Below are 20,467 nucleotides of genomic sequence, written 5' to 3'. Positions count from 1 at the left end.
GCCGCGGTCAGGCCGCGGCGTCGGTCTTAGCGGCGAGCGCCGGACCATCTGCTGCGACTGTATTGTCGGCATTGACGAAGGCCTCGATGTCGGGACGCGGCATCGGCTTTCCGAAAAGGAAGCCCTGCACCTGCAGGCAACCTTCGCGGCGAAGGAAATCGACATGCTCCTCTCGTTCCACGCCCTCGGCGAGAACCGGAATATCAAGGCTTTGCGCTAGAATAAGCGTCGAGCGGACAATCGCAGCTGACTGTTTGTTGGTGACGACGCCATCGACGAAGGCACGATCGATCTTGATCTTGTCGAACGGGAAACTCTGCAACGTCGACAGCGAGGAGTAACCGGTGCCGTAGTCGTCCATTGCCACCTTGACGCCAAGCGCCTTGAGCCGCCGGATCGCATTCAGCGCATGCCCGTGGTCGGCAATGATGCCGGATTCCGTAATCTCGAGCTCGAGCCGCGCTGCCACCAGCCCCGTTTCCATCAGGATCTGATGCACGATCTGCGGCAGACGGCTATCGGCGAGCTGCTGGGCCGCCACGTTGACCGCTATATTCAACGGGTTCTTCCAGCTGGCCGCTTCGACGCAAGCACTGCGCAGCACCCATTCGCCGAGTTCCATGATGAACCCCGTCTTCTCGGCGATCGGGATGAATTCCACCGGCGAGATATAGCCGCGCGTCGGATGCTTCCAGCGCAGCAGCGCTTCGAAACCCAGCACCTCGCGCGTCACGGTATCGTTCTGTTGTTGATAAAACAGTTCGAATTCACCCTTCTTCAGTCCTTCGCGCATCTCGATCGCCAGCGCACTTCGTTCCCGCGCTGCCTCGTCCATCGAGGGGTCGTAGAAGCAGATGCTGCTTCCCACCGTCGTCTTGGCGCGGTACATGGCGACATCGGCCTGCGAAAGCAGGTCATCGACGGTGCGCGCCCTGTCCGGGAAACTGGAAATGCCGATGCTGGATCCGACGCTGAGCGATTGGCCGTTCCACTCCACAGGTCGCTCGATCTCGTCGAGCAGGCGTTGTGCTATGCTCCTGGCCTCCGAACGGCCAGCGTGATCGCGCATCACGACCACGAATTCATCACCGCCGACGCGGGCTGCAAACTGTCCCTTCTGCATGACCTTCGCCAGCCGCTCGCCGATCGCCCGGAGCACGGCGTCGCCAGCCGCATGACCGTGGACGTCGTTGATTTCCTTGAACCGATCAAGGTCGAAGCAGAGGACCGCGACATTCCAGCCGATTTCATGGGTGTTTTTGGTCGAGGTCGCCAGATGTTCGTTCAGCGCGGAGCGGTTTGCGAGGTTCGTCAGCGGATCGTGAAGCGACAGATGGCGGTAGCGGGCCACAGCCGCTTCCGTCGACTGCATGTCGATGATGTAGGTGGAGGCGCCGAGAAGCAGGATGATGATCATGACTGCGCCAACTAGGCTGGTCATCACGCCGACGGAGAGAATCTCGCGGGGAACGGACGCGGTCGCGTCGGGGACGATCGTCATGCCTGCCATGCCGAGGAAATGCGTCGAAACGATTGCAAGGATCAGCGGCAGGGCGGCGCCCAGCGGGCTGAAACGTGTCGTCGGGCGAGCAACCCGGCTCGTCACGAAGGCGCCGAATCCGGCCGCTGCAATCAGCGAGCAGATGACATAGACGCTGCTCCACTGGATATCCCCGGCCACCCTGTAGCCAGCGATGCCGACATAGTGCATGGCTGCCACGCCAAGTCCAACGATGGCGCCGCCGGCCTCGACAAGCGCGTCCCGGCTTCGCATCGAGGCCACGGCAAAGCCGATCATCGTGGAGGCGATGCCGATGAAAAGCGACAGCAGCGTCAAATCGGGCTCATAGCCGCTGAGCGCCGGCGCGCGAAAGCCAAGCATGGCAATGAAATGGGTCGTCCAAATCGTCGCACCGCCTACGAAGCCCGACAGGAAAAGCCAATTGAATCTCTGCAGTCCTTGCGTGCGCCGAACCCGCGAAAAAAGCCGCACCGTCAGCAAGGACCCAAGCAGGCAGATAACGGTTGCGAAGATCAGATGCGGCCAGCTGTGTTCGGCAACAATGCAGGTAAGGAGACGAGGCATCGAAGGGACCAGGTTACGTTTTGGCCTTCATAGCCGCCGTGACATTCTGTATTCCTTAATCTCGCGCGAAATCCGGCTATATGGTTAAGCTTTCGCGATCCGCTTCAACTTCTGGAATCGCCCGAACGACACCACTCGCCAGCAGCTTGTCCGAAATCGTTGCTGCTGCCGCTGGCAAGGCACCAGCTTGCCTTTCCGTCGCATCTATACTATAGCGCACGCGTCCGCGCAGACACCCTTGGAGGCAACGCGGATGAGGATGGGGTAACCCGCCTCCAGTTCCGCGGCAAGCATAGGCCTCCGCGGGGCTCTCCAAATAACCTCGGAAGGAAAAGTCATGAGCCACGAAAGCTACGAGCTCAAGGCCGAGGCGCGCGAACGGGTTGGTAAGGGGTCCGCCCGTGAACTTCGCCGCAACGGTTTGATTCCCGCTGTCATCTATGGTGACAAGCAGGCCCCCATTTCTATCGCTCTCAGCACCAATGAGGTGACGAAGCGCATTCACGCAGGTGGCTTCATGACCACCATCGCGACCATCGAAGTCGACGGCAAGAAGTACAAGGTTCTGCCGAAGGACTATCAGCTCGATCCGGTCCGCGACTTCACGATGCACGTGGACTTCCTGCGCGTTTCCGGCAACACCCAGGTTACCGTTGAAATCCCGGTTCACTTCGTCAACGAAGAAAAGTCCCAGGGGCTCAAGGCTGGCGGCGTTTTGAACATCGTTCGTCACGAAATCGAAGTGCAGTGCCCGGCCGATGCGATCCCGGAATTCTTCAACGTTGACCTGAGCGGCAAGAAGATCGGCGACAGCATCCACATCTCCGACCTCACCCTGCCGAAGGGTGTAGCGCCGGTTATCGCCGACCGCGACTTCACGATCGCAACGATCATCGCCCCGGCTGGCGGCGTTGACGAAACGGTCGAAGAAGAAGGCGAAGCCGAAGCCTGATCGCTTCCATAATTTGTAAAGCATAGGGCCCGCTTTCTCGCGAAAGCGGGCCTTTTCATTTGCACGCGAGGAGCCTGTTTCAGCAACATTTAATACATTTCATGGAAGCATGCCGGTAGGTTTTTAAAGACCGACGGGCGTAGAAAACCGTGAGCGCAAAGTGCGGCTGGGGGCAAACGGAACAATGAACAATTCCGTTGAAAATCGTTTTTTAGCAATCATTTGCGGAGCTTTGCTCCTGTTCGTTGCTCCACTGTTCGTCCTTTTCCTTTTTCTTTCTTCCGAGCGCGCAGACAAGGAAATACGCGACCATATCTCGGTTCTTCTTGTCGCCAATTCTCAGGCGCTCGCAAAGCCGCTCTGGGACCTCGATGATGACAGCGTAACCCAGATCAGCGCGACGATCGTTTCGCAGGGCGCCATCGTCAAGGTTCAGGTCCGGGATCAATCCGGTCAGCTCGACGTGACGCAGTCGACAATACCGAAATCGTTCAACGGCAATCTCGTCCAGGTATCGCGCGCGATCATATACAACACCATCGACGGCCCGAAGAATTTAGGCAGCATCTCCGTCTTCTATCCGGCGCTTGGCTTGTTCTCCGGCCTCAAGCACGAAGAGGTCGTCTTCATGTCGATCTTCATCTTCGCGGTGCTTGCGGTCTTCAGCGCGGCACTGATCGGCAATCGCATCTTCATTATCCGGCCGCTGATGCGCCTTACGGCAGCCGTCGAGGCGACCCGCCAGCTCGGCTCGCGGCATCACGTCAACTGGCAGTCAAACGACGAGATGGGCCGCCTGGCACGCGGCTTCAACGAAATGCAATCGAAGCTCGAAAGCGAGGAACGCGAACTGAAGCTCGCGCATCGCCGCGCTGTCGACATCTACGACCTGACGCCGGCCATGCTGTTCTCGCTCGATGAGGATGATCGCATAACGGCTGTTAGCGACTACTGGCTCGTCGCGACCGGCTACGACCGGCCGCGCGTGATCGGCTGCAGGTTCGCAGACCTTGTGACATCAGATACGCGCGAAGCCTTCCTGAAGCGCAAGAACGACCTCGACGGCGGCGCCGCAGTCGACGTGACGGTAAAGTTCATATGCGCCGACCGCCGCCTCATGGATGTTCTCATCCTGGAATCGACGGCAGCCACGACGGGGTATGACCGACTTTCGCTATCGGTGATGACCGATGTCACCGAGCTGAAAGCATCCGAGGCGCGCAACCACCAGCAAGCGATCCGGGATCATCTGACCGGCCTGCTGAACCGTCAGGGATTCGAGTCGGTGCTCGACACCAAGATCCGTGAAGCGGATGCGGTCGGCCAGGAACTTGCCTGCCTGTTCGTCGATCTCGATCGCTTCAAGTGGATCAACGACAATCTCGGCCACGCCGAGGGCGACAAGGCGCTCCGCGAGTTTGTTGACCGGTTGAAGACGCATCTGGCGCCATCGGATCAGGCGGCCCGCCTCGGTGGTGACGAATTCGCGATACTTCTGCCGGCAAAGGATGCGGCCCGCAGGGCAAGCGCGATGGCTGAGCAGATCGCCTCCATCTTCATCGAGCCGTTCGGCCCGGACCTGCATCTGAGTGCCAGCGTTGGCATCGCCATTTACCCACGCCATGCCGCCAACGCCGCCGAGCTGCTGCAGAAATCCGACATGGCCATGTATGCCAAGAAGCGTGATGGCAAGAACGGCGCGCAGCTCTTCGACGCCAGCATGGTGGACCACACAAGGGCACGCGCCGAAATCGAAAGCTGCATCGAAGCCGGTCTCACCGATGATTGGTTCGACGCCTACCTGCAGCCGATCGTCAACCTGAACGGCCGCGGCGTTGCCGGCTTCGAGGCCCTCATGCGCCTCAACCATCCGCAAAAGGGTCTGATGGCACCGGCGGAAATCATCAATGTCGCGGAGGAAACCGCAAAGATCGTGCGCGTCGGCAACGTCATCATGGAAAAGGCGATCGCCCATCTTGCGGTCATCTCCCGCCTCCCCGGCATGCAGGACAGCTATCTCGCCATCAACTTCTCGCCACTGCAATTCGAAGCCGCTTTGCCCGCGCGGCTTGCCGCATTGCTCGGCCGCCATGGCATCCGCCCTCAGCGCATCGTCGTGGAAATCACAGAGGCGGTGCTGATGCACAACAATCCGCAAATCCGCGCTGTTGTCGCCGAGATGCGCCGCTTCGGCTGCCGGATTGCCCTCGACGACTTCGGCACGGGCTATTCGTCGCTGAGCTATCTCAACCGCTTCCCGGTCGACATCATCAAGATCGACCAGTCCTTCACGCAGTCGATCAACGACGCCAACGACGACGTTCGCGAGAAAAGCCGCACGCTGGTGGAAAGCATCACCACGCTCTCTCACAAGATGGGCTGCATCGTTATTGCCGAGGGCATCGAGACCGAGGACGAATGCCAGACCTTGCACGAAATGGGCCTCGACTTCGGCCAGGGATACCTGTTCCATCGCCCGCAGCAAGCCGCGGCTCTGATCGAGCGTCTGTCTGCGACTGAGCAGCTTATTGCGCGGGCCTCTTGAACACAGAAAGGCAACACGATGAAAAAGCTGCTGCTTGTCACTCTTTTGAGCATCTCCGCCTCCACCCAAGCCACTGCAGCCGGCGTTATACTCGCCACCGAGGAATACCCTCCCTTCAGCTATCGTGATGGAAAGACAATCAAGGGCGCCTCGGTCGAGCAAGTCGAAAAGGTGATGAAAGACGCCGGTATCGACTACAAGATCGCGATGATGCCTTGGGCCAGGGCCTATAATCTCGCCCAGACCACGCCTATGAGCTGCGTCTTTACGACCGCTCACAGCGCGAAGCGCGACCCTATGTTCAAGTGGGTCGAGCCCTTGCTGGTCGATCGCAACATCCTCATCACCAGGTCCGGGTCAGGCGTGACAGCGAAGAACCTTGAGGAAGCGAGGCAATATACCATTGGAACACAGCGCGAAGATTATACAGAGGTGACGCTGAAGGAGAACGGTTTCACCAAGCTCGACGTCGCCACCGACTTCAACGCCACACTGCGCAAGCTGCTCAATGGTCGCATCGACATGATGCCGATCTCCGAGATCTACTTCACCAAACTCAAGACGGAGCAGCCTTTGGAGAAGGTCACGGTGCTCTCCACCCAGCCGATGGGGGTAGCCTGCGAAAAGAACTTCCCTAACGACCTGCTGGCCAAGATGCAGGAAGCCTTGGACAAGCTGATTGCCGATGGCACGCAGAAAACCATCTTCACCAGGTATGGCCTTAGCTCCGAAAACTGATTTTTCTGCGGTTATGGCCTCTCCGCCTTGACTTTGACGCCGTTTCGCGGTGGTGAACGCATAAGGCACATTGCAAGGAACGAACGAGCCATGCTGATCATCGCGGGCCTCGGCAATCCCGGCGCCAAGTACGTCGGAAACCGCCACAATATCGGCTTCATGGCCGTCGACGCGATTTATCGCCGCCATAATTTTCCGCCTTGGTCGAAGAAGTTTAAGGCTGAGATCGCCGAGGGCGACATCGCGGGCGAGAAGGTGCTGCTTATCAAGCCGCAGACCTACATGAACGTTTCAGGTGAAGCCGTCGGCGAAGCCATGCGCTTTTATAAACTGCAGCCCGCCGACCTCGTCGCGATCTATGACGAACTCGACCTGCCGTCCGGCAAGGCGCGCCTCAAGACGGGCGGTGGTCATGGAGGCCATAACGGCATCAAGTCGCTGGACGCGCATTGCGGCAAGGACTATCGCCGGTTGCGGCTTGGCATCGGACACCCCGGCGTCAAAGAGCTCGTGCAGCATCACGTCCTCGGCGACTTCGCCAAGGCCGATCAGGCGTGGCTTGAGCCACTGCTTGACGCCCTTGCCGACAACGCTGACATGCTTGTCCGCAAGGAAGACTCTCAGCTGATGAACAAGCTGGCGCTGGCGATTGGCGCAAAGGCCGAAGAGGAAAAGCCGAAGCTGGAGAAGAAGCCAGCGGCCAAGTCCCATATCCACCAGGCCCGCAATCACAATCAGCCAAAGCTGCCTGCAACTGGGCCAATGGCCGAAATGCTGAAGAAGATGTTCGGCAACAAGGGCGATTGAGCATGTCTGCCGGCGAACTCGTCATCCGCGCTGCGAGATTGGTGATCTGCCGCGCCTGCTTGCCCTCTACCATGAGCTCAACCCAACTGATCCAGTCATGGACCGCGCACATGCCGAAGAACGGTTTCAAGCGATCCTCGCACAGCCCGGCATGACGATTTTCGTCGGCGTTGCGGGTCAGGCTGCCGCGGCGTCGGTGACGCTGGTTATCGTCCCTAATCTGACCCGGAATGGCGCGTCTTATGCTCTGATCGAGAACGTTGTCACTGCTGCTCGCTTCAGGCAACGCGGCTACGGACGAGCGTTGATCCAGTGCGCCATCGAAGCCGCCTTTAAGGCCGGCTGCTACAAGGTGATGCTCCTGACCGGCTCGAAGGATCCGGCAACGCTACGTTTCTACGAGAATTGCGGCTTCACGCAGGACAAGACCGGCTACCAGATCCGGCGCTGACGACTATTCCTCCGGCTCCGCCGTCAACATCAGAGGAAAGCCGGCGTCCTTGGCATAGTCCATCGCCTCCTTGACCTTGGTCTCGGCGATATCCTTCGCGCAGACCACAACGACGCTCGATCCGAGCTTATGCGCGGTCATCATGACGCGGTAGCCAGTCTCCTCGCTCATATGGAAAACAGCCTTGAGGATCATCACCACGAATTCACGCGGCGTGTAGTCGTCATTGAAGAGAATGACCTTATAGAGCTTCGGCCGATCCAGCTTCGGTTTCGACTTTGTCTTCGGTTTAAGGGCAACATCGTTGTCACTCATCGGAAACCCACCCGTTGATGACATGGAAAGGCGAGAACAGTTCGCAATATCTATATTGCACCGCAAAGGCGGCGTTCAACCCCTGAGAATGCAAGAGACTTGCGCGAAGAGCTTGACCGCAAGGCGCGTTTTATCCCATAGCCAGCACCAACGAATTCAAGAACAGCAGGTTTCAGGCCATGGGCTTTAAATGCGGTATCGTCGGTCTGCCGAATGTCGGCAAATCGACACTCTTCAACGCGCTCACCAAGACGGCGCAGGCGCAGGCGGCGAACTATCCCTTCTGCACGATCGAACCGAACACCGGCGAAGTCGCCGTCCCCGATCCGCGCATGCAGAAGCTCGCAACGGTCGCCGGCTCCAAGGAAATCATCCCGACCCGCATCTCCTTCGTCGATATTGCCGGCCTGGTGCGCGGAGCGTCGAAGGGTGAAGGCCTCGGCAACAAGTTCCTCGCCAATATCCGCGAAGTCGATGCCGTCGTGCATGTGCTGCGCTGCTTCGAAGACGACGATATCACCCACGTCGAGGGCCGCATCAACCCGGTCGGCGATGCCGACACGATCGAGACCGAGCTGATGCTCGCCGACCTCGAGAGCCTTGAGCGCCGCGTCGAGCAGACCCGCAAGCGCGCCGCCAGCAAGGACAAGGATTCGCTGACGCAGCTCCCTGTCATGGAAGCCGTGATCAAGCTGCTGAACGAGGGCAAGCCTGCACGCCTGCTTCTCAAGACGCTGGCGCTTGAGGAGATCGAGATCCTCAAGGGCCTCAACCTCCTGACCTCGCATCCGGTGCTCTACGTTTGCAACGTCGCGGAAGCCGACGCTTCGACCGGCAACGAGCACACCAAGGCCGTGGCCGCCATGGCTGAGAAGCAGGGCGCCGAATGCGTCGTCATCTCGGCCGCGATCGAATCCGAAGTGGCCCAACTTCCCGACGAGGAAGCAGCCGAGTTCCTTTCGGCGCTCGGCCTCGAGGAAGCCGGTCTCGACCGACTGATCCGCGCCGGTTACCACCTGCTCGACCTGATCACCTATTTCACCGTCGGCCCCAAGGAAACCCGTGCCTGGACGATCGTGCGCGGCACCAAGGCGCCTGCCGCCGCCGGCGTGATCCACACCGACTTCGAACGCGGCTTCATCCGCGCCTTCACCATCGCCTATGACGACTACATCAACTTCAAGGGTGAAGTCGGCGCCAAGGAAGCAGGCAAAGGTCGCGACGAAGGCAAGGAATATGTCGTCCAGGACGGCGACGTCATTCACTTCCGCTTCAACACCTGAGACGGAACCGGAGCGACTGCCGCCTATGCCGGCGGCAGTTTCTCCTGCATGGCAACCGGCAGCTGTCGCATGACGAAGCGCCGAAGTGGCATCCATCCGGTGCCGATGACGAGCACGATCGCGCCGACGGTCAGAAGCGTGATGTAGATGTAGGTATCGACACGCGCGTCCCCCTGGCGGAAGATGCCGTAGAGCGCAAAGCCCAGCGACAGCAATCCTGACGTCACGAATGCGCGCCGGTCGATGATCAGGCCGATCAGCATAAGCGCGACGACGGTCGCAACCACCACCGGCGTACGAAACGATACTGTCTGCAGCGCAGCGAGTGTGCCGCCGCTGAGACCGGCAAGCGAAATGATGCTGTAGAGCAACGCCGGTGCTGCGCCGAGATGAAGCCAGAAGGCAATATCGGAATTGACTGTACGACGAAGCGGGTCGCGCAGATCGAATTTCATGGCGAGTGCGAAAAGGCCGAGCGCGCATACGATCGCGGTGATCGACAACAAGACGGGATGATTGACCTCGAAGAGGGGATCGCCGGTGAGCCAGCCGAGCGCGCGCAAAACCAGCTGCAGAACAACCACCGCCGCCCCCATGATCGTCAGGGCAAGGGCAAGCGGTATGCGATAGAGCAGATAGAAGGCTCCGAGCACAACCGGAAAGGCGAGCGTGTACTGCAGTGCCACGTTGCCGCCAATCGCCATGACGGCAGAGCCTTCCAGCCAGCGCGCAGCCACGATTGCAGTCCAGACCGCAAGTGTGAGCGTCAGGACGACGGCAGGCAATGCCAGCCTCTGGCGTCGAACAAGGATCTCCGCAAGAACGACGATTGCCGGCAACACCGCGAAGACCGAAGCGATGCCCCACAGCCCTGCCAGCGCCACGATGATGCCGATCGTTATGAGCACATCATGAAAGCCGCGCACGAAGCTCGGCGTCTCTGTGTCTGAAAAAGGAGTTGGCTGCGCGCGAGGCTCCACCGGCTGGCCATCCGCCTTCACGCCGCGTTCGATCAGAAACGGCAAAAGCCGCTCAGCAGCATGGAGAGGAATGATACCCTTTCGGGTGGCCTCATCGAGGATCAACTTCAATTCTGGCATGTTCAAAATCTCGCGGGAATCCGGGAATCGTTGAGTCGCGTCGAATGGTATTGTAGTCGTTTGGAAACTCCTACGAGGGGAAGAAGAATTTGTCCGATCAGAAACTTGCCTTTGAAGATTTCCAGCCGGGGCGACGTTTTGCACTCGGCCCGAGGCCGGTAACGGCAGCGGAGATCATCGAGTTCGCCCGCGAGTTCGACCCGCAGCCGATGCATCTCGATGAGGCGGCCGGTCGCGCCAGCATCCTCGGTGGCCTGGCGGCATCCGGCTGGCATACGTCGGCGCTGTTCATGCGCATGATGGCGGAGAGCTTCCTCATCAACTCGTTTTCGCAAGGTGCGCCCGGCGTCGATTTCATGGAATGGCGAAAGCCGGTCCTTGCCGGAGACACGCTTTCCGGTCATTCGACGGTCATGGAGACCCGTGCGCTGCGCTCAAGGCCCGGCATCGGCATGGTGAAGTTCCGCCACGAGGTTGAGAATCAGAAAGGCGAACTCGTCTGCTTGGCCGAGAATTCGATCATGTTCGTCCTGCGTGAAGCGCTGGAGAAGACCGCATGATCATGACGGAACACTACGCCAGCGGCGAGAAGACCGAAATCGGCAGCTACGTGTTCACGACCGAACGGATCGTTCACTTTGCCGAGCGCTTCGACCCTCAACTGTTCCACTTGGACGCGGAAGCTGCAAAGGCTACGCTCTTTGGCGGTCTCTGCGCTTCGGGATGGCACACTTGCGCGGCTTGGATGAAGACCTTCGTCGCCTATTGGAGTGCAGAGTGCGCGCGACTGGCGAGCGAAGGCATCAGGCCGCCGAAACTCGGCCCCTCCCCGGGATTCCAAGCGCTTCAGTGGCTGCGGCCGGTCTTCGCCGGCGAGGAAGTGACCTACTTCGTCACGCTTCTTTCAAGTCGCCCCCTGGCGTCGCGTCCGGGACGTCGGCTGAACACGATCCTCTGCGAGGGAACGATCGCTGACGGCACGCCGGTCATCCGGTTCGAAAGCACCGTCATAGAATTCGAGTAGTCGCGGGCCTAGTGGCCCGCGAACTCCACCAGGGTCCGGACGTCGACGCCAAGCTCTTCCAGCTTCTTGCGACCGCCGAGGTCCGGCAGGTCGATGACGAAGCAGGCGGAAACGACCTCCGCCCCCATCTGCCGCAGGAGCTGCGTGGCGGCCACTGCCGTCCCGCCGGTTGCGATCAGATCGTCGACGAGAATAACCTTCTCGCCGGGCTGGACGGCATCGCGATGCATCTCCATCTCGTCGACACCATACTCCAGGCTATAGGCGACGCGCACGGTATCGCGAGGCAGCTTGCCCTTCTTGCGGATCGGTACGAACCCGGCCGAAAGCTGATGCGCGACCGCACCGCCCAGAATGAAGCCCCGCGCTTCGGTTCCGGCAATCTTGTCGATCTTCAGGCCGGCATAGGGCTGCACCAGTTCGTCGACGGCACGGCGGAACGCGCGCGGGTTGCCGAGAAGCGTCGTGATGTCACGGAAGATAATGCCGGGCTTTGGGTAGTCCGGGATGGAGCGGATGCTCGCTGCAAGCTCCGAAATCGTTTCACTCATGGAGTATCCATATTCTGCAAGGCTTCAGTTCGGCTGCACCCTATCAATTGCCACTGTCGGAACCAACAAAAAAGGCGGCCCGAAGACCGCCTTTCCCTAGAGTCTGGAGCGAAGCTCTCAGTGTTCCTTGTTCGCGTAGACCGAACGCTTCGTCAGGTAGATCAGTCCCGAGAAGATCAGCAGGAAGACCATGACCATGAAGCCGGTGCGCTTGCGGTCTTCGAGATGCGGCTCGGCAGCCCACATCAGGAAAGCCGAGACGTCCTTGGCATACTGATCGACCGTCGCCGGCGCGCCGTCGTCATAGGTCACCTGGCCGTCGGAAAGCGGCTTCGGCATTGCGAGAGCGGCAGCGCCGGCGAAGTACGGGTTATAATGCGTGCCTTGGGCAACCTGGACGCCTGCCGGCGGCTGCTCGTCGTAGCCGGTCAGCAGCGAATAGATGTAGTCAGGACCGCCTTCCTGATAACCACCGACGAACGGGATCATGTCGATCAGGAACTGCGGGAAACCACGTTCAATGCCGCGCGCCTTGGCGATCAGCGAGAAATCCGGAGGAGCCGCGCCATTGTTGGCCGCTGCCGCCGCCTCGTGGTTCGGGAACGGCGACGGGAAGTAGTCCGCTGGAATAGCCTTGCGGGTGAACATGTCACCGCTGGCGTTCGGACCGTCCTGAACCTCGTAGTTGGCGGCAAAAGCCTTCACCTGAGCCTCGGAGTAGCCAAGAGCCCCAAGCGTGCGGAACGGCACGAGGCTCATCGAATGACAGGCCGCGCACACTTCGGCGTAGACCTTCAGACCGCGCTGCAGCTGACCCTTGTCATAGTGACCGGCCGGCCCGGCGAAGCTCCAGTGTTCGTGCTTCGGATGAAGCAGCGGATAGTGCGGCGTTTCGCTTTCGGCGTGTTGCGCCGGCTCGGCTCCGCCCGAGGCGGCTTCCTGGGCGAATGCCGCACCGCTCAGACCCGCGACGACAGCAAGCGACAGAATGCTTGTAACAAGCTTTTTCATGTTTCTCTTCCCTTCCCGTCGCACGCTCAGGCTCTGACCGGCTCAGCAGCCGCCGCCTTGTTGCGCTTTTCCAGAACCGCTTCCGTAATCGAATTTGGCAAGCGGCGCGGCGTCTCGACGAGGCCGAGAACCGGCATGATCACCAGGAAGAAGGCGAAGTAGAAGAGAGTGCCGAGCTGCGACATGATCACATAGGTACCCTCGGCAGGACGCGAGCCGAGCCAACCGAGAACGATGGAATTGGCAACGAACAGCCAGAAGAACACCTTGTACCATGGGCGGTAGGCAGCGGAGCGAACCTTCGAGGTATCGAGCCAGGGCACGAAGAACAGCACGATGATCGCGCCGAACATGATCAGAACGCCTGCGAGCTTCGAGTCGATCGGTCCGATGTTGAAGGTGATCGAGCGCAGCATCGCGTAGAAAGGCAGGAAGTACCATTCCGGAACGATGTGGGCGGGCGTCTTCAACGGATCAGCCGGGATGTAGTTGTCCGGGTGGCCGAGGAAATTCGGCATGTAGAAGACGAAGTAGGCGTAGACCAAAAGGAAGATCGAAACGCCGAGCGCATCCTTGAGGGTTGCATATGGCGTGAAGCGAACGGTGTCCGTCTTGGTCTTGACCTCGACGCCGGTCGGGTTCGTCTGGCCGACCACGTGCAGCGCCCAGATATGCAGGACGACAACGCCCGCAATGACGAAGGGCAGCAGGTAGTGCAGCGAGAAGAAGCGGTTCAGCGTCGGGTTCTCGACGGCGAAACCACCGAGAAGGAACTGCTGGATCCACTCGCCGACCAGCGGGAATGCCGAGAAGAAACCGGTGATAACGGTCGCGCCCCAGAAGGACATCTGACCCCAGGGCAGAACGTAGCCCATGAAGCCGGTTGCCATCATCAGGAGGTAGATGAGGACGCCGAGGATCCACAGGATCTCGCGCGGCGCCTTGTAGGAGCCGTAGTAGAGACCGCGGGCAATGTGCAGATAGACCGCAACGAAGAAGAAGGACGCGCCGTTGGCGTGCATGTAGCGCAGCAGCCAGCCGTGGTTGACGTCACGCATGATCTTTTCGACGGAGTTGAAGGCAACCGTCGTTTCCGCGGCATAGTGCATGGCGAGCACGACGCCGGTGAGGATCTGCACGACGAGCATGACCGCAAGCATGGCGCCGAAGGTGTAGGCATAGTTCAGGTTCCGCGGAACCGGGTATGCGACGAAACTATCGTAGACCATCCGCGGCAAAGGCAGGCGCGAATCGATCCACTTCTCGAGGCCGGTTGATGGCTCGTAGCTGGAATGGCCACTCATAAATCAGTCCCCCTCAACCGATCTTGACTACTTTATCGGAAACAAACGAATAGGTCGGAATCGCCAGGTTCGTGGGCGCCGGGCCTTTGCGGATGCGGCCGGCCGTATCGTAGACCGAGCCATGGCAGGGACAGAACCAACCATTATATTCGCCGGCCTGGCCGAGCGGAATGCAGCCGAGATGCGTGCACGAGCCGATCATGACGATCCAGTTTTCCTTGTCCTTGCCGGCGGAACGGTCAACGCCGGTCGCCTGTGCGTCCGAAGGCAGGTTGGCGTTGCGCGCAATCGGATCCTTCAGATCAGAGAGCGGAACTTCATCGGCAGCCTTCACTTCCTCGGGCGTACGGTTGCGGATGAAGATCGGCTTGCCGCGCCACTTGGCGGTCAGCGACATTCCAGGCTCGAGGCTGGAAACGTCGACTTCGATGGATGCCAGAGCCAACGTCGAGGCATCCGGACGCATCTGATCGATAAACGGCCAAGCGACCGAAACGGCGCCGACAGCGCCCGCCATACCAGTGGTGAGATAAAGGAAATCACGGCGAGTAGGCTCGCCCGTGATCTCGCTTGTCGTTTCGTGTTCGCTCACGGCTTCAACCATCCTCTACGCAATTTTTGCGGAACTCCGCCTTCCCCTCGCGGCAGCGAATCTGTCGCGACACAATTCGACCATAGATTCCCCACCAATCCGGCGCGTTCTAAGCTTGATCGCAAATTATGTCCAGCCTTGGCAAGGCCATGTGGGCACAATGTCGCGGGAATTTTCAGATGATTTTCGAAGACAATCACATGCTTGCCACAGTTGTGCATTGCACCAATTCGAACCTCGTGCTAGGCGAGCGCCACAAACCTCTCCCTATTCCCGCGCCCGCCGATGAAAGACACTTTATACTGCATAGGAAGTGTCCTCCTCTCGCTGTTACTGGCGCTGATGTCTTTGCGCTACATCACACACGTCTGGCTTCTCGCCTTCGTCTACAGCTTTCAGATTCATTTCGCCCTGGCCGCAATCGCAGGGTGCCTGGTCCTTCTGCTCCTCAAGCGGCACTGGTATGCCTATCTGCTTCTGACCATCGCAGTGATGCTCTTGGGGCATGGCTTTATCATGCTGAGGGAATTCGCCGCCACTCCAGCGCGCGCCAATACGCCGCCGCTTTTCAGGGTGATGTCCTTCAACATCGAACACGAGAACTTCTCCAATGCTGGGCGAATTGCGGATTTCGTCATCGCCTCGAATGCCGATGTCGTGAACATCCTGGAGGCAGCTCCGCTTCGCCCTTACATCGCACGCCTGTCCAGCACATATCCCTATCACATAGGCTGCGGCGAAGAGATCAACCAGTGCGACACGCTCGTCCTCTCGAAGCGACCGTTCATCGAGAAGAAAGTCAGCAGCCTTGGCAAGCTGTGGCAAAATCGGCTGACGTATTCAGCCATCGACTTCGACGGAACGAAGATCAGCTTTCTCGTAGCCCATCTCGCCAAGCCTTACTTCGATGACTTCCAGGCGGACGAACTCGTTGATCTCGCGTCTGCGACAGTCGCTATCGATGCGCCGCTTGTCCTCACCGGAGACTTCAATTCCGCGATCCTCGACCCACGTATCCAGCGCTTTATGCGCACGAGCGGCTTTCATACGGTCTTTCCGGAGCCGGCGACCTGGCCGATCAAGGCGCGTGACTTCGGTATCAGTATCGATCACGTGCTCGCCCGTGCGCCACTGCGGCTGCAATCGGTCGAACGGATCGAGGACAATATGGGATCAAACCACTTTGGCCTCATGGCCGAGTTTGCCCTCAGCTCTTGACGCAGACTGCGACGCGTCGAAATCGGTGGCGAGGAACCCGCCTGATTGCCGCGCCCAGAGTTCGGCATAGAGACCGCCACGCTTCAGCAGGGTCTCGTGCGTCCCCTCTTCTATGATCCCCCCCTCGTCGACGACGATCAATCTATCGAGGGCAGCAATGGTCGAGAGCCGATGCGCAATGGCGAGCACGGTCTTGCCTTCCATGAGGCCGATCAGATTGGATTGGATTGCCTCTTCCACCTCGGAATCGAGCGCCGAGGTGGCTTCGTCGAGAACCAGGATCGGCGCATCCTTCAGCATGATGCGTGCGATCGCAATGCGCTGGCGCTGACCGCCGGAGAGTTTCACGCCACGTTCCCCGACATGTGCATCGAAGCCCTTGCGGCCATTTTGGTCCTGCAGGCGCTCGATGAAGCCAAGCGCTTCTGCGCGCCGTGCCGCCTCAACCAGCCGCGCCTCCCCCGCATCCGGGCGGCCGAACAGGATATTGTCCCGGACCGAGCGATGCAGCAGCGACGTATCCTGGCTGACGACCCCGATCTGCATGCGCAGTGACTCCTGCCTGACCGCCGCAATATTCTGGCCGTCGACCAATATCTGCCCCCCTTCGAGGTCGTAGAGCCGTAGCAGCAGGTTCACCAGCGTCGACTTGCCCGCACCGGAGCGCCCGACGATGCCGACCTTCTCGCCTGGCTCGATCGTGAGCGAAAAGTTGTCGATGACGCCATTTGGCCTGCCGTAGTGAAAAGAGATGTTCTCGAAGCGGATGCCAGGCTGTCGGATGACAAGATCACTGGCACCGGGGCGATCGACCAGTCCAAGCGGCTGCGAGATCAACTCCGCGGCATTCTGGATCGTGCCAAGGTTGCGCATGATGCCGTTGAACTGGGTCATCAACCGGCCCAGGAGAAAGTTCAGGCGCAGCACGAGCGCCAGCGAGAAGGCCACCGCACCGGAACTGACGAGGCCGGCCAACCACAGGTGAACGCTGAGAGCCGCCATGCTGACGATCATGATGCCCGAGAGCAGCGCCATCGAGGCGCGCACGCCGGTGATGAAGCGCGTGAACCGCAGCACCGTCTCCTGATAGAAGTCGAAGCCTTGCCGCATATAGCGGTCGCTTTCCTCATCGCGCGCAAATAGCTTGAGGGTCTGGATATTGCTGTAGGCGTCCACCATGCGCCCGTTGATCATCGAGGCGGCTTCGGCTGTTTCGCGGGAATGAAACCGGATGCGTGGCACGAAATAACGCGCCAGAACGCCAAAGGCGCACAGCCAGCAGAGCACGACGACGGCAAGCGAGAAATCGAGCCCTGCGACGAGCACCAGCGTCGTCGCCGCATAGATGCCGACGAACCAGACACTCTCCATCAGTGACGTCACCAAGTCGCCGGTGGCCTGGCCGGCCGACCAGACCTTGGTGACGACGCGACCCGAAAAATCGCTTTGGAAGAAGGAGAGCGATTGCCGCGAAACATGCAGGTAGGATTGCCAGCGCGCCAGGTTGTAGAAACCGGGTGTGATCACCTGCTGATCGACAAGTGCGATCAACAGCGCGACGACAAAGCGGACAATGCCGATAAGAACGAGCATGCTGAACAACTCGGCGCCGTGGGCGGCCAGGAGACCGCTCCAGCCTGCCGCCGGCGTGATCGTCGCGAGAATATCCACGAGCCGCCCGACGAACCAGAACAAGGCCGCCTCGATCGCCGCCGACATGCCCCCGAGCACCAGCATCGCCACGAACGGCGCCTTCGCTTGACCAATATAGAACCAGATGAATCCAAGCGTGGAGCGCGGTGGTTGAATGTTTTCCCGCGGCGCAAAGGGATTAATCCAGTTTTCGAAAGCACGAAAGAGTCGTTTTATCAGCATATTTGCGATATAGGCTTAATAGCCGGAGCGGGAAAGCAACGGCCCCAGGGCGCAACCTTATATTTTCGTAACAATCGGTAACAACAACGGCATCGCCGTTGAATGAGACTGACCTCGTCACAATCTCGGGGTACAATGGATTCTTACGGGAGATGGCCGCGATGCAAGCAAGAAAGGCACTCATGTCGAGTATTCCGCTGCCCCTTGCGGAACGACTTGATGCAATCGTTGAACAGTTGGATATTTCCTACGATCAGGCTGTCGCAGAGGCGATATCTGCGTGGATTGATCGTGAGGAAGAGCGGCGCCTGTTCGCCTTGCGTACGCTTGCTTCGACCAACAGCATGCTTGTCGAAGGGAACCGCGTGAAAGACTGGGCAGACAGCCTCTGAGCCGACATCCATGAACGCAAATGAGAAGCCCTCTCCGCATCCACAGAGAGGGCTTCTGGCTTATTCGGCCGCCTCTTCCGCTTCTTCGGAATGGTCGGCCAGGAAGCCGCCCGATTGCCGGTTCCAGAGGTCGGCATAGATGCCGCCTTGGTCGACAAGCTCGGCATGGGCACCGGCTTCGACGATCCTGCCCTTATCGAGCACGATCAAGCGGTCCATCTCGGTCAGGGTCGACAGGCGGTGCGCGATTGCAATCACCGTCTTGCCTTCCATCAGCGCAAACAGGTTTTCCTGGATCGCCGCTTCGACCTCGGAATCGAGCGCCGATGTCGCCTCGTCGAGCACCAGGATCGGCGCATCCTTCAAGAAGACGCGGGCGATCGCGACGCGCTGACGCTGGCCGCCGGAGAGCTTCACGCCACGCTCGCCGACCTGCGCGTCGAGCCCCTTGCGACCCTGCATGTCGACAAGCCCTTCGATGAACTCCCAGGCGTTGGCCCGCCTGGCCGCTTCGATCACCTGAGCATCGGTCGCCTCGGGGCGGCCATAGGCGATGTTGTCGCGGATCGAACGGTGCAGCAGGGACGTATCCTGCGTCACGACGCCGATCAGTTCACGCAGGCTCTCCTGCGACACGGCCGAGATGTCCTGTCCATCGATGGTGATGCGGCCAGCCTCCAGATCGTAGAAGCGCAGCAGCAGGTTCATCAACGTAGTCTTGCCGGCGCCGGAGCGGCCGACCAGACCGACTTTCTCGCCCGCCTTGATGTCAAGAGAGAGATTGTCGATGACGCCTTTGCCCTTGCCATAATGGAAGCGGATGCGCTCGTAGTGGATTGCACCCTTCTTCGCAGACAGCTGCGGCGCGCCCGGCTTGTCGACGATGTCGTGCGTCTTGGTCATCATCTCCATGCCGTCATAGACCGTGCCGATGTTCTCGAACAGCGCCGAGACCTCCCACATGATCCATTGCGACATGCCGTTGACGCGCATGGCAAGACCGATCGCGATGGCGATGGCGCCGACGGAGATCTGTCCGTTCAGCCAGAACCAGATGGACAGGCCCGACACCACGAAGAGCGCGACGCAGTTGTTCATATAGACAGCGACGTGAAACAACGTGACGCGGCGCATCTGCGCGTGAACGGTTCCGAGGAATTCCTCCATACCGCTACGTGCATAGGTCTCCTCGCGGCCGGCATGCGAGAACAGCTTGACCGTCGCGATATTCGTGTAGCTGTCGACCACCCGCCCGGTCATCATCGAGCGTGCATCCGCCTGTTGCGCCGCAATCTTGCGAAGCCGCGGTACGAAGTAGGAAACGATGCCGATATAGACGGCCAGCCAGACGAGGATCGGCACCATCAGCCGCACGTCGGCAGCCGCGATGACGATGATCATCGACAGGAAATAAGTGACGACATAGACGAAGACATCGAGGATCTTCATCGTCGTTTCACGAACCGCAAGCGACGTCTGCATCACTTTCGTCGCAACGCGTCCGGCGAACTCGTTGGCGAAGAAGGTCATGCTGTGACGCAGCAGGAACCGGTGCATCTGCCAGCGCGCGATCATCGGGTAATTGCCGAGAAGCACCTGATGCATGATGAGCGAATCCAGCCCCGCCGCCAGCGGCAGGCCGATGAGGATCAACGCTCCCATCCATGCCAGCCTCGGCCACTCCGTCTGAAGGAATGTCGCCTTGTCCGCCTTGGTCAGCCAGTCCACGATGTCACCGAGGAACTGGAAGAGCGCCACCTCACCGACGGCAATCAGCGCCGTCAGGACCGCCATGATGGCAAGCCACGGCGCTGCCGGCTTCGTATAGTGCCAGCAAAATGCAAAAAGGCCCTTCGGAGGAGCAATCGGCTCCTCGCTGGGGAAGGGATTGAGTCGCTGTTCGAACCAGCCAAACATGAAAATGCTCCGAAACTTGATCGCTCCGGCCTCCCGGCTCGCGCAAAACGGCGCTTGAGCTCATATGGGAACCGGACGTTCACGGGGCGAGGCCACGACAGCCGCGCAATGGATTAGAAATGGGAATTCAGGAAAGAAATGGCACTAGGCGTGCCAGATCGCCACTCGTGGGTTCACGCGTCGAGAGCGCATACGCGGCAATATTTCCATCTTGGCGCTCCCTTCTGGCGATTAAAAGATGTGCATCCTTAACGCGAATTAAGCTGAATTTCCAGCCCCGGCCGGCCGGAAATTGAACAATTATCG

General features: G+C 59.7%; 19 protein-coding genes. 10 read left to right on the top strand and 9 right to left on the bottom strand.

Annotated elements, in window-relative coordinates; translation table 11 throughout:
• Positions 1-7 precede the first annotated feature (7 nt).
• Complete coding sequence (locus PMI09_RS06180; protein ID WP_007789971.1) at positions 8-2,086, bottom strand: putative bifunctional diguanylate cyclase/phosphodiesterase; 2,079 nt, start codon at positions 2,084-2,086, stop codon at positions 8-10.
• A gap of 337 nt (positions 2,087-2,423) precedes the next feature.
• Here PMI09_RS06180 and PMI09_RS06175 point away from each other — a divergent pair, with 337 nt between their 5' ends.
• The 5 genes from PMI09_RS06175 to PMI09_RS06155 all read left to right on the top strand — a co-directional run bounded on the left by PMI09_RS06175 (position 2,424) and on the right by PMI09_RS06155 (position 7,579).
• Positions 2,424-3,038: a 50S ribosomal protein L25/general stress protein Ctc gene (locus PMI09_RS06175; RefSeq protein ID WP_007789967.1), complete on the top strand. Its 615-nt coding sequence runs from the start codon at positions 2,424-2,426 to the stop codon at positions 3,036-3,038.
• Between the two features lie 184 nt (positions 3,039-3,222).
• Positions 3,223-5,583, top strand: coding sequence for an EAL domain-containing protein (locus PMI09_RS06170; protein ID WP_037082045.1), 2,361 nt, complete (start codon positions 3,223-3,225; stop codon positions 5,581-5,583).
• Between the two features lie 18 nt (positions 5,584-5,601).
• Complete coding sequence (locus tag PMI09_RS06165) at positions 5,602-6,321, top strand: substrate-binding periplasmic protein (protein ID WP_007789963.1); 720 nt, start codon at positions 5,602-5,604, stop codon at positions 6,319-6,321.
• A 90-nt stretch (positions 6,322-6,411) separates the two neighbouring features.
• Positions 6,412-7,128 carry an aminoacyl-tRNA hydrolase gene (pth, locus tag PMI09_RS06160; RefSeq protein ID WP_007789962.1) on the top strand — a complete coding sequence of 239 codons (717 nt, stop codon included), beginning with the start codon at positions 6,412-6,414 and terminating at the stop codon, positions 7,126-7,128.
• A complete protein-coding gene (locus tag PMI09_RS06155) occupies positions 7,124-7,579 on the top strand; it encodes a GNAT family N-acetyltransferase (RefSeq protein ID WP_052026513.1) in 456 nt (151 codons plus the stop codon). Before pth ends, PMI09_RS06155 begins: the two co-directional genes overlap by 5 nt.
• A gap of 3 nt (positions 7,580-7,582) precedes the next feature.
• Here PMI09_RS06155 and clpS read toward each other — a convergent pair whose 3' ends face one another.
• Entirely contained in the window at positions 7,583-7,894 is a 312-nt protein-coding gene (gene clpS / locus PMI09_RS06150) for an ATP-dependent Clp protease adapter ClpS (protein WP_007789958.1), read from the bottom strand.
• Positions 7,895-8,073: 179 nt separating this feature from the next.
• On the opposite strand from clpS, the gene ychF reads away from it, so the two are divergent.
• Positions 8,074-9,177, top strand: a complete 1,104-nt coding sequence (gene ychF / locus PMI09_RS06145; RefSeq protein ID WP_007789956.1) for a redox-regulated ATPase YchF — start codon at positions 8,074-8,076, stop codon at positions 9,175-9,177.
• Between the two features lie 23 nt (positions 9,178-9,200).
• On the opposite strand, the gene PMI09_RS06140 is transcribed toward ychF, so the two are convergent.
• Positions 9,201-10,277: a hypothetical protein gene (locus tag PMI09_RS06140; RefSeq protein ID WP_007789954.1), complete on the bottom strand. Its 1,077-nt coding sequence runs from the start codon at positions 10,275-10,277 to the stop codon at positions 9,201-9,203.
• Positions 10,278-10,366: 89 nt separating this feature from the next.
• Here PMI09_RS06140 and PMI09_RS06135 point away from each other — a divergent pair, with 89 nt between their 5' ends.
• Positions 10,367-10,837, top strand: a complete 471-nt coding sequence (locus PMI09_RS06135) for a MaoC family dehydratase (protein ID WP_007789952.1) — start codon at positions 10,367-10,369, stop codon at positions 10,835-10,837.
• Positions 10,834-11,301: a MaoC/PaaZ C-terminal domain-containing protein gene (locus PMI09_RS06130; RefSeq protein ID WP_007789950.1), complete on the top strand. Its 468-nt coding sequence runs from the start codon at positions 10,834-10,836 to the stop codon at positions 11,299-11,301. The genes PMI09_RS06135 and PMI09_RS06130 overlap by 4 nt, the downstream gene beginning before the upstream one ends.
• 8 nt (positions 11,302-11,309) lie before the next feature.
• Here the strand turns inward: PMI09_RS06130 and PMI09_RS06125 are convergent, their stop codons facing one another.
• The 4 genes from PMI09_RS06125 to petA form a co-directional block, all read right to left on the bottom strand.
• Positions 11,310-11,852: an adenine phosphoribosyltransferase gene (locus tag PMI09_RS06125; protein ID WP_007789948.1), complete on the bottom strand. Its 543-nt coding sequence runs from the start codon at positions 11,850-11,852 to the stop codon at positions 11,310-11,312.
• Between the two features lie 117 nt (positions 11,853-11,969).
• Positions 11,970-12,863: a cytochrome c1 gene (locus PMI09_RS06120; RefSeq protein ID WP_007789947.1), complete on the bottom strand. Its 894-nt coding sequence runs from the start codon at positions 12,861-12,863 to the stop codon at positions 11,970-11,972.
• 26 nt (positions 12,864-12,889) lie between these two features.
• Entirely contained in the window at positions 12,890-14,167 is a 1,278-nt protein-coding gene (locus tag PMI09_RS06115; RefSeq protein ID WP_007789946.1) for a cytochrome b, read from the bottom strand.
• A 13-nt stretch (positions 14,168-14,180) separates the two neighbouring features.
• Positions 14,181-14,759, bottom strand: a complete 579-nt coding sequence (gene petA / locus PMI09_RS06110; protein WP_037082086.1) for a ubiquinol-cytochrome c reductase iron-sulfur subunit — start codon at positions 14,757-14,759, stop codon at positions 14,181-14,183.
• A gap of 285 nt (positions 14,760-15,044) precedes the next feature.
• Between petA and PMI09_RS06105 the strand changes: the two genes are divergently transcribed.
• A complete protein-coding gene (locus PMI09_RS06105; protein ID WP_007789944.1) occupies positions 15,045-15,977 on the top strand; it encodes an endonuclease/exonuclease/phosphatase family protein in 933 nt (310 codons plus the stop codon).
• On the opposite strand, the gene PMI09_RS06100 is transcribed toward PMI09_RS06105, so the two are convergent.
• Positions 15,933-17,852 carry an ABC transporter ATP-binding protein gene (locus PMI09_RS06100; protein WP_007789943.1) on the bottom strand — a complete coding sequence of 640 codons (1,920 nt, stop codon included), beginning with the start codon at positions 17,850-17,852 and terminating at the stop codon, positions 15,933-15,935. The two genes, PMI09_RS06105 and PMI09_RS06100, sit on opposite strands and share 45 nt — an antisense overlap.
• A gap of 182 nt (positions 17,853-18,034) precedes the next feature.
• On the opposite strand from PMI09_RS06100, the gene PMI09_RS06095 reads away from it, so the two are divergent.
• On the top strand, positions 18,035-18,244 hold the full coding sequence (locus PMI09_RS06095) for a hypothetical protein (RefSeq protein ID WP_037082082.1): 210 nt from the start codon (positions 18,035-18,037) through the stop codon (positions 18,242-18,244).
• 60 nt (positions 18,245-18,304) lie between these two features.
• On the opposite strand, the gene PMI09_RS06090 is transcribed toward PMI09_RS06095, so the two are convergent.
• Positions 18,305-20,161 (bottom strand): ABC transporter ATP-binding protein, encoded by a 1,857-nt coding sequence (locus PMI09_RS06090; protein ID WP_007789941.1) that lies wholly within the window; start codon positions 20,159-20,161, stop codon positions 18,305-18,307.
• Between the last annotated feature and the right edge of the window lie 306 nt (positions 20,162-20,467).

The sequence above is a fragment of the Rhizobium sp. CF122 genome, from assembly GCF_000282035.1.
GTDB lineage: Bacteria > Pseudomonadota > Alphaproteobacteria > Rhizobiales > Rhizobiaceae > Rhizobium.
This window is presented reverse-complemented; position numbering and strand designations above follow the sequence as displayed.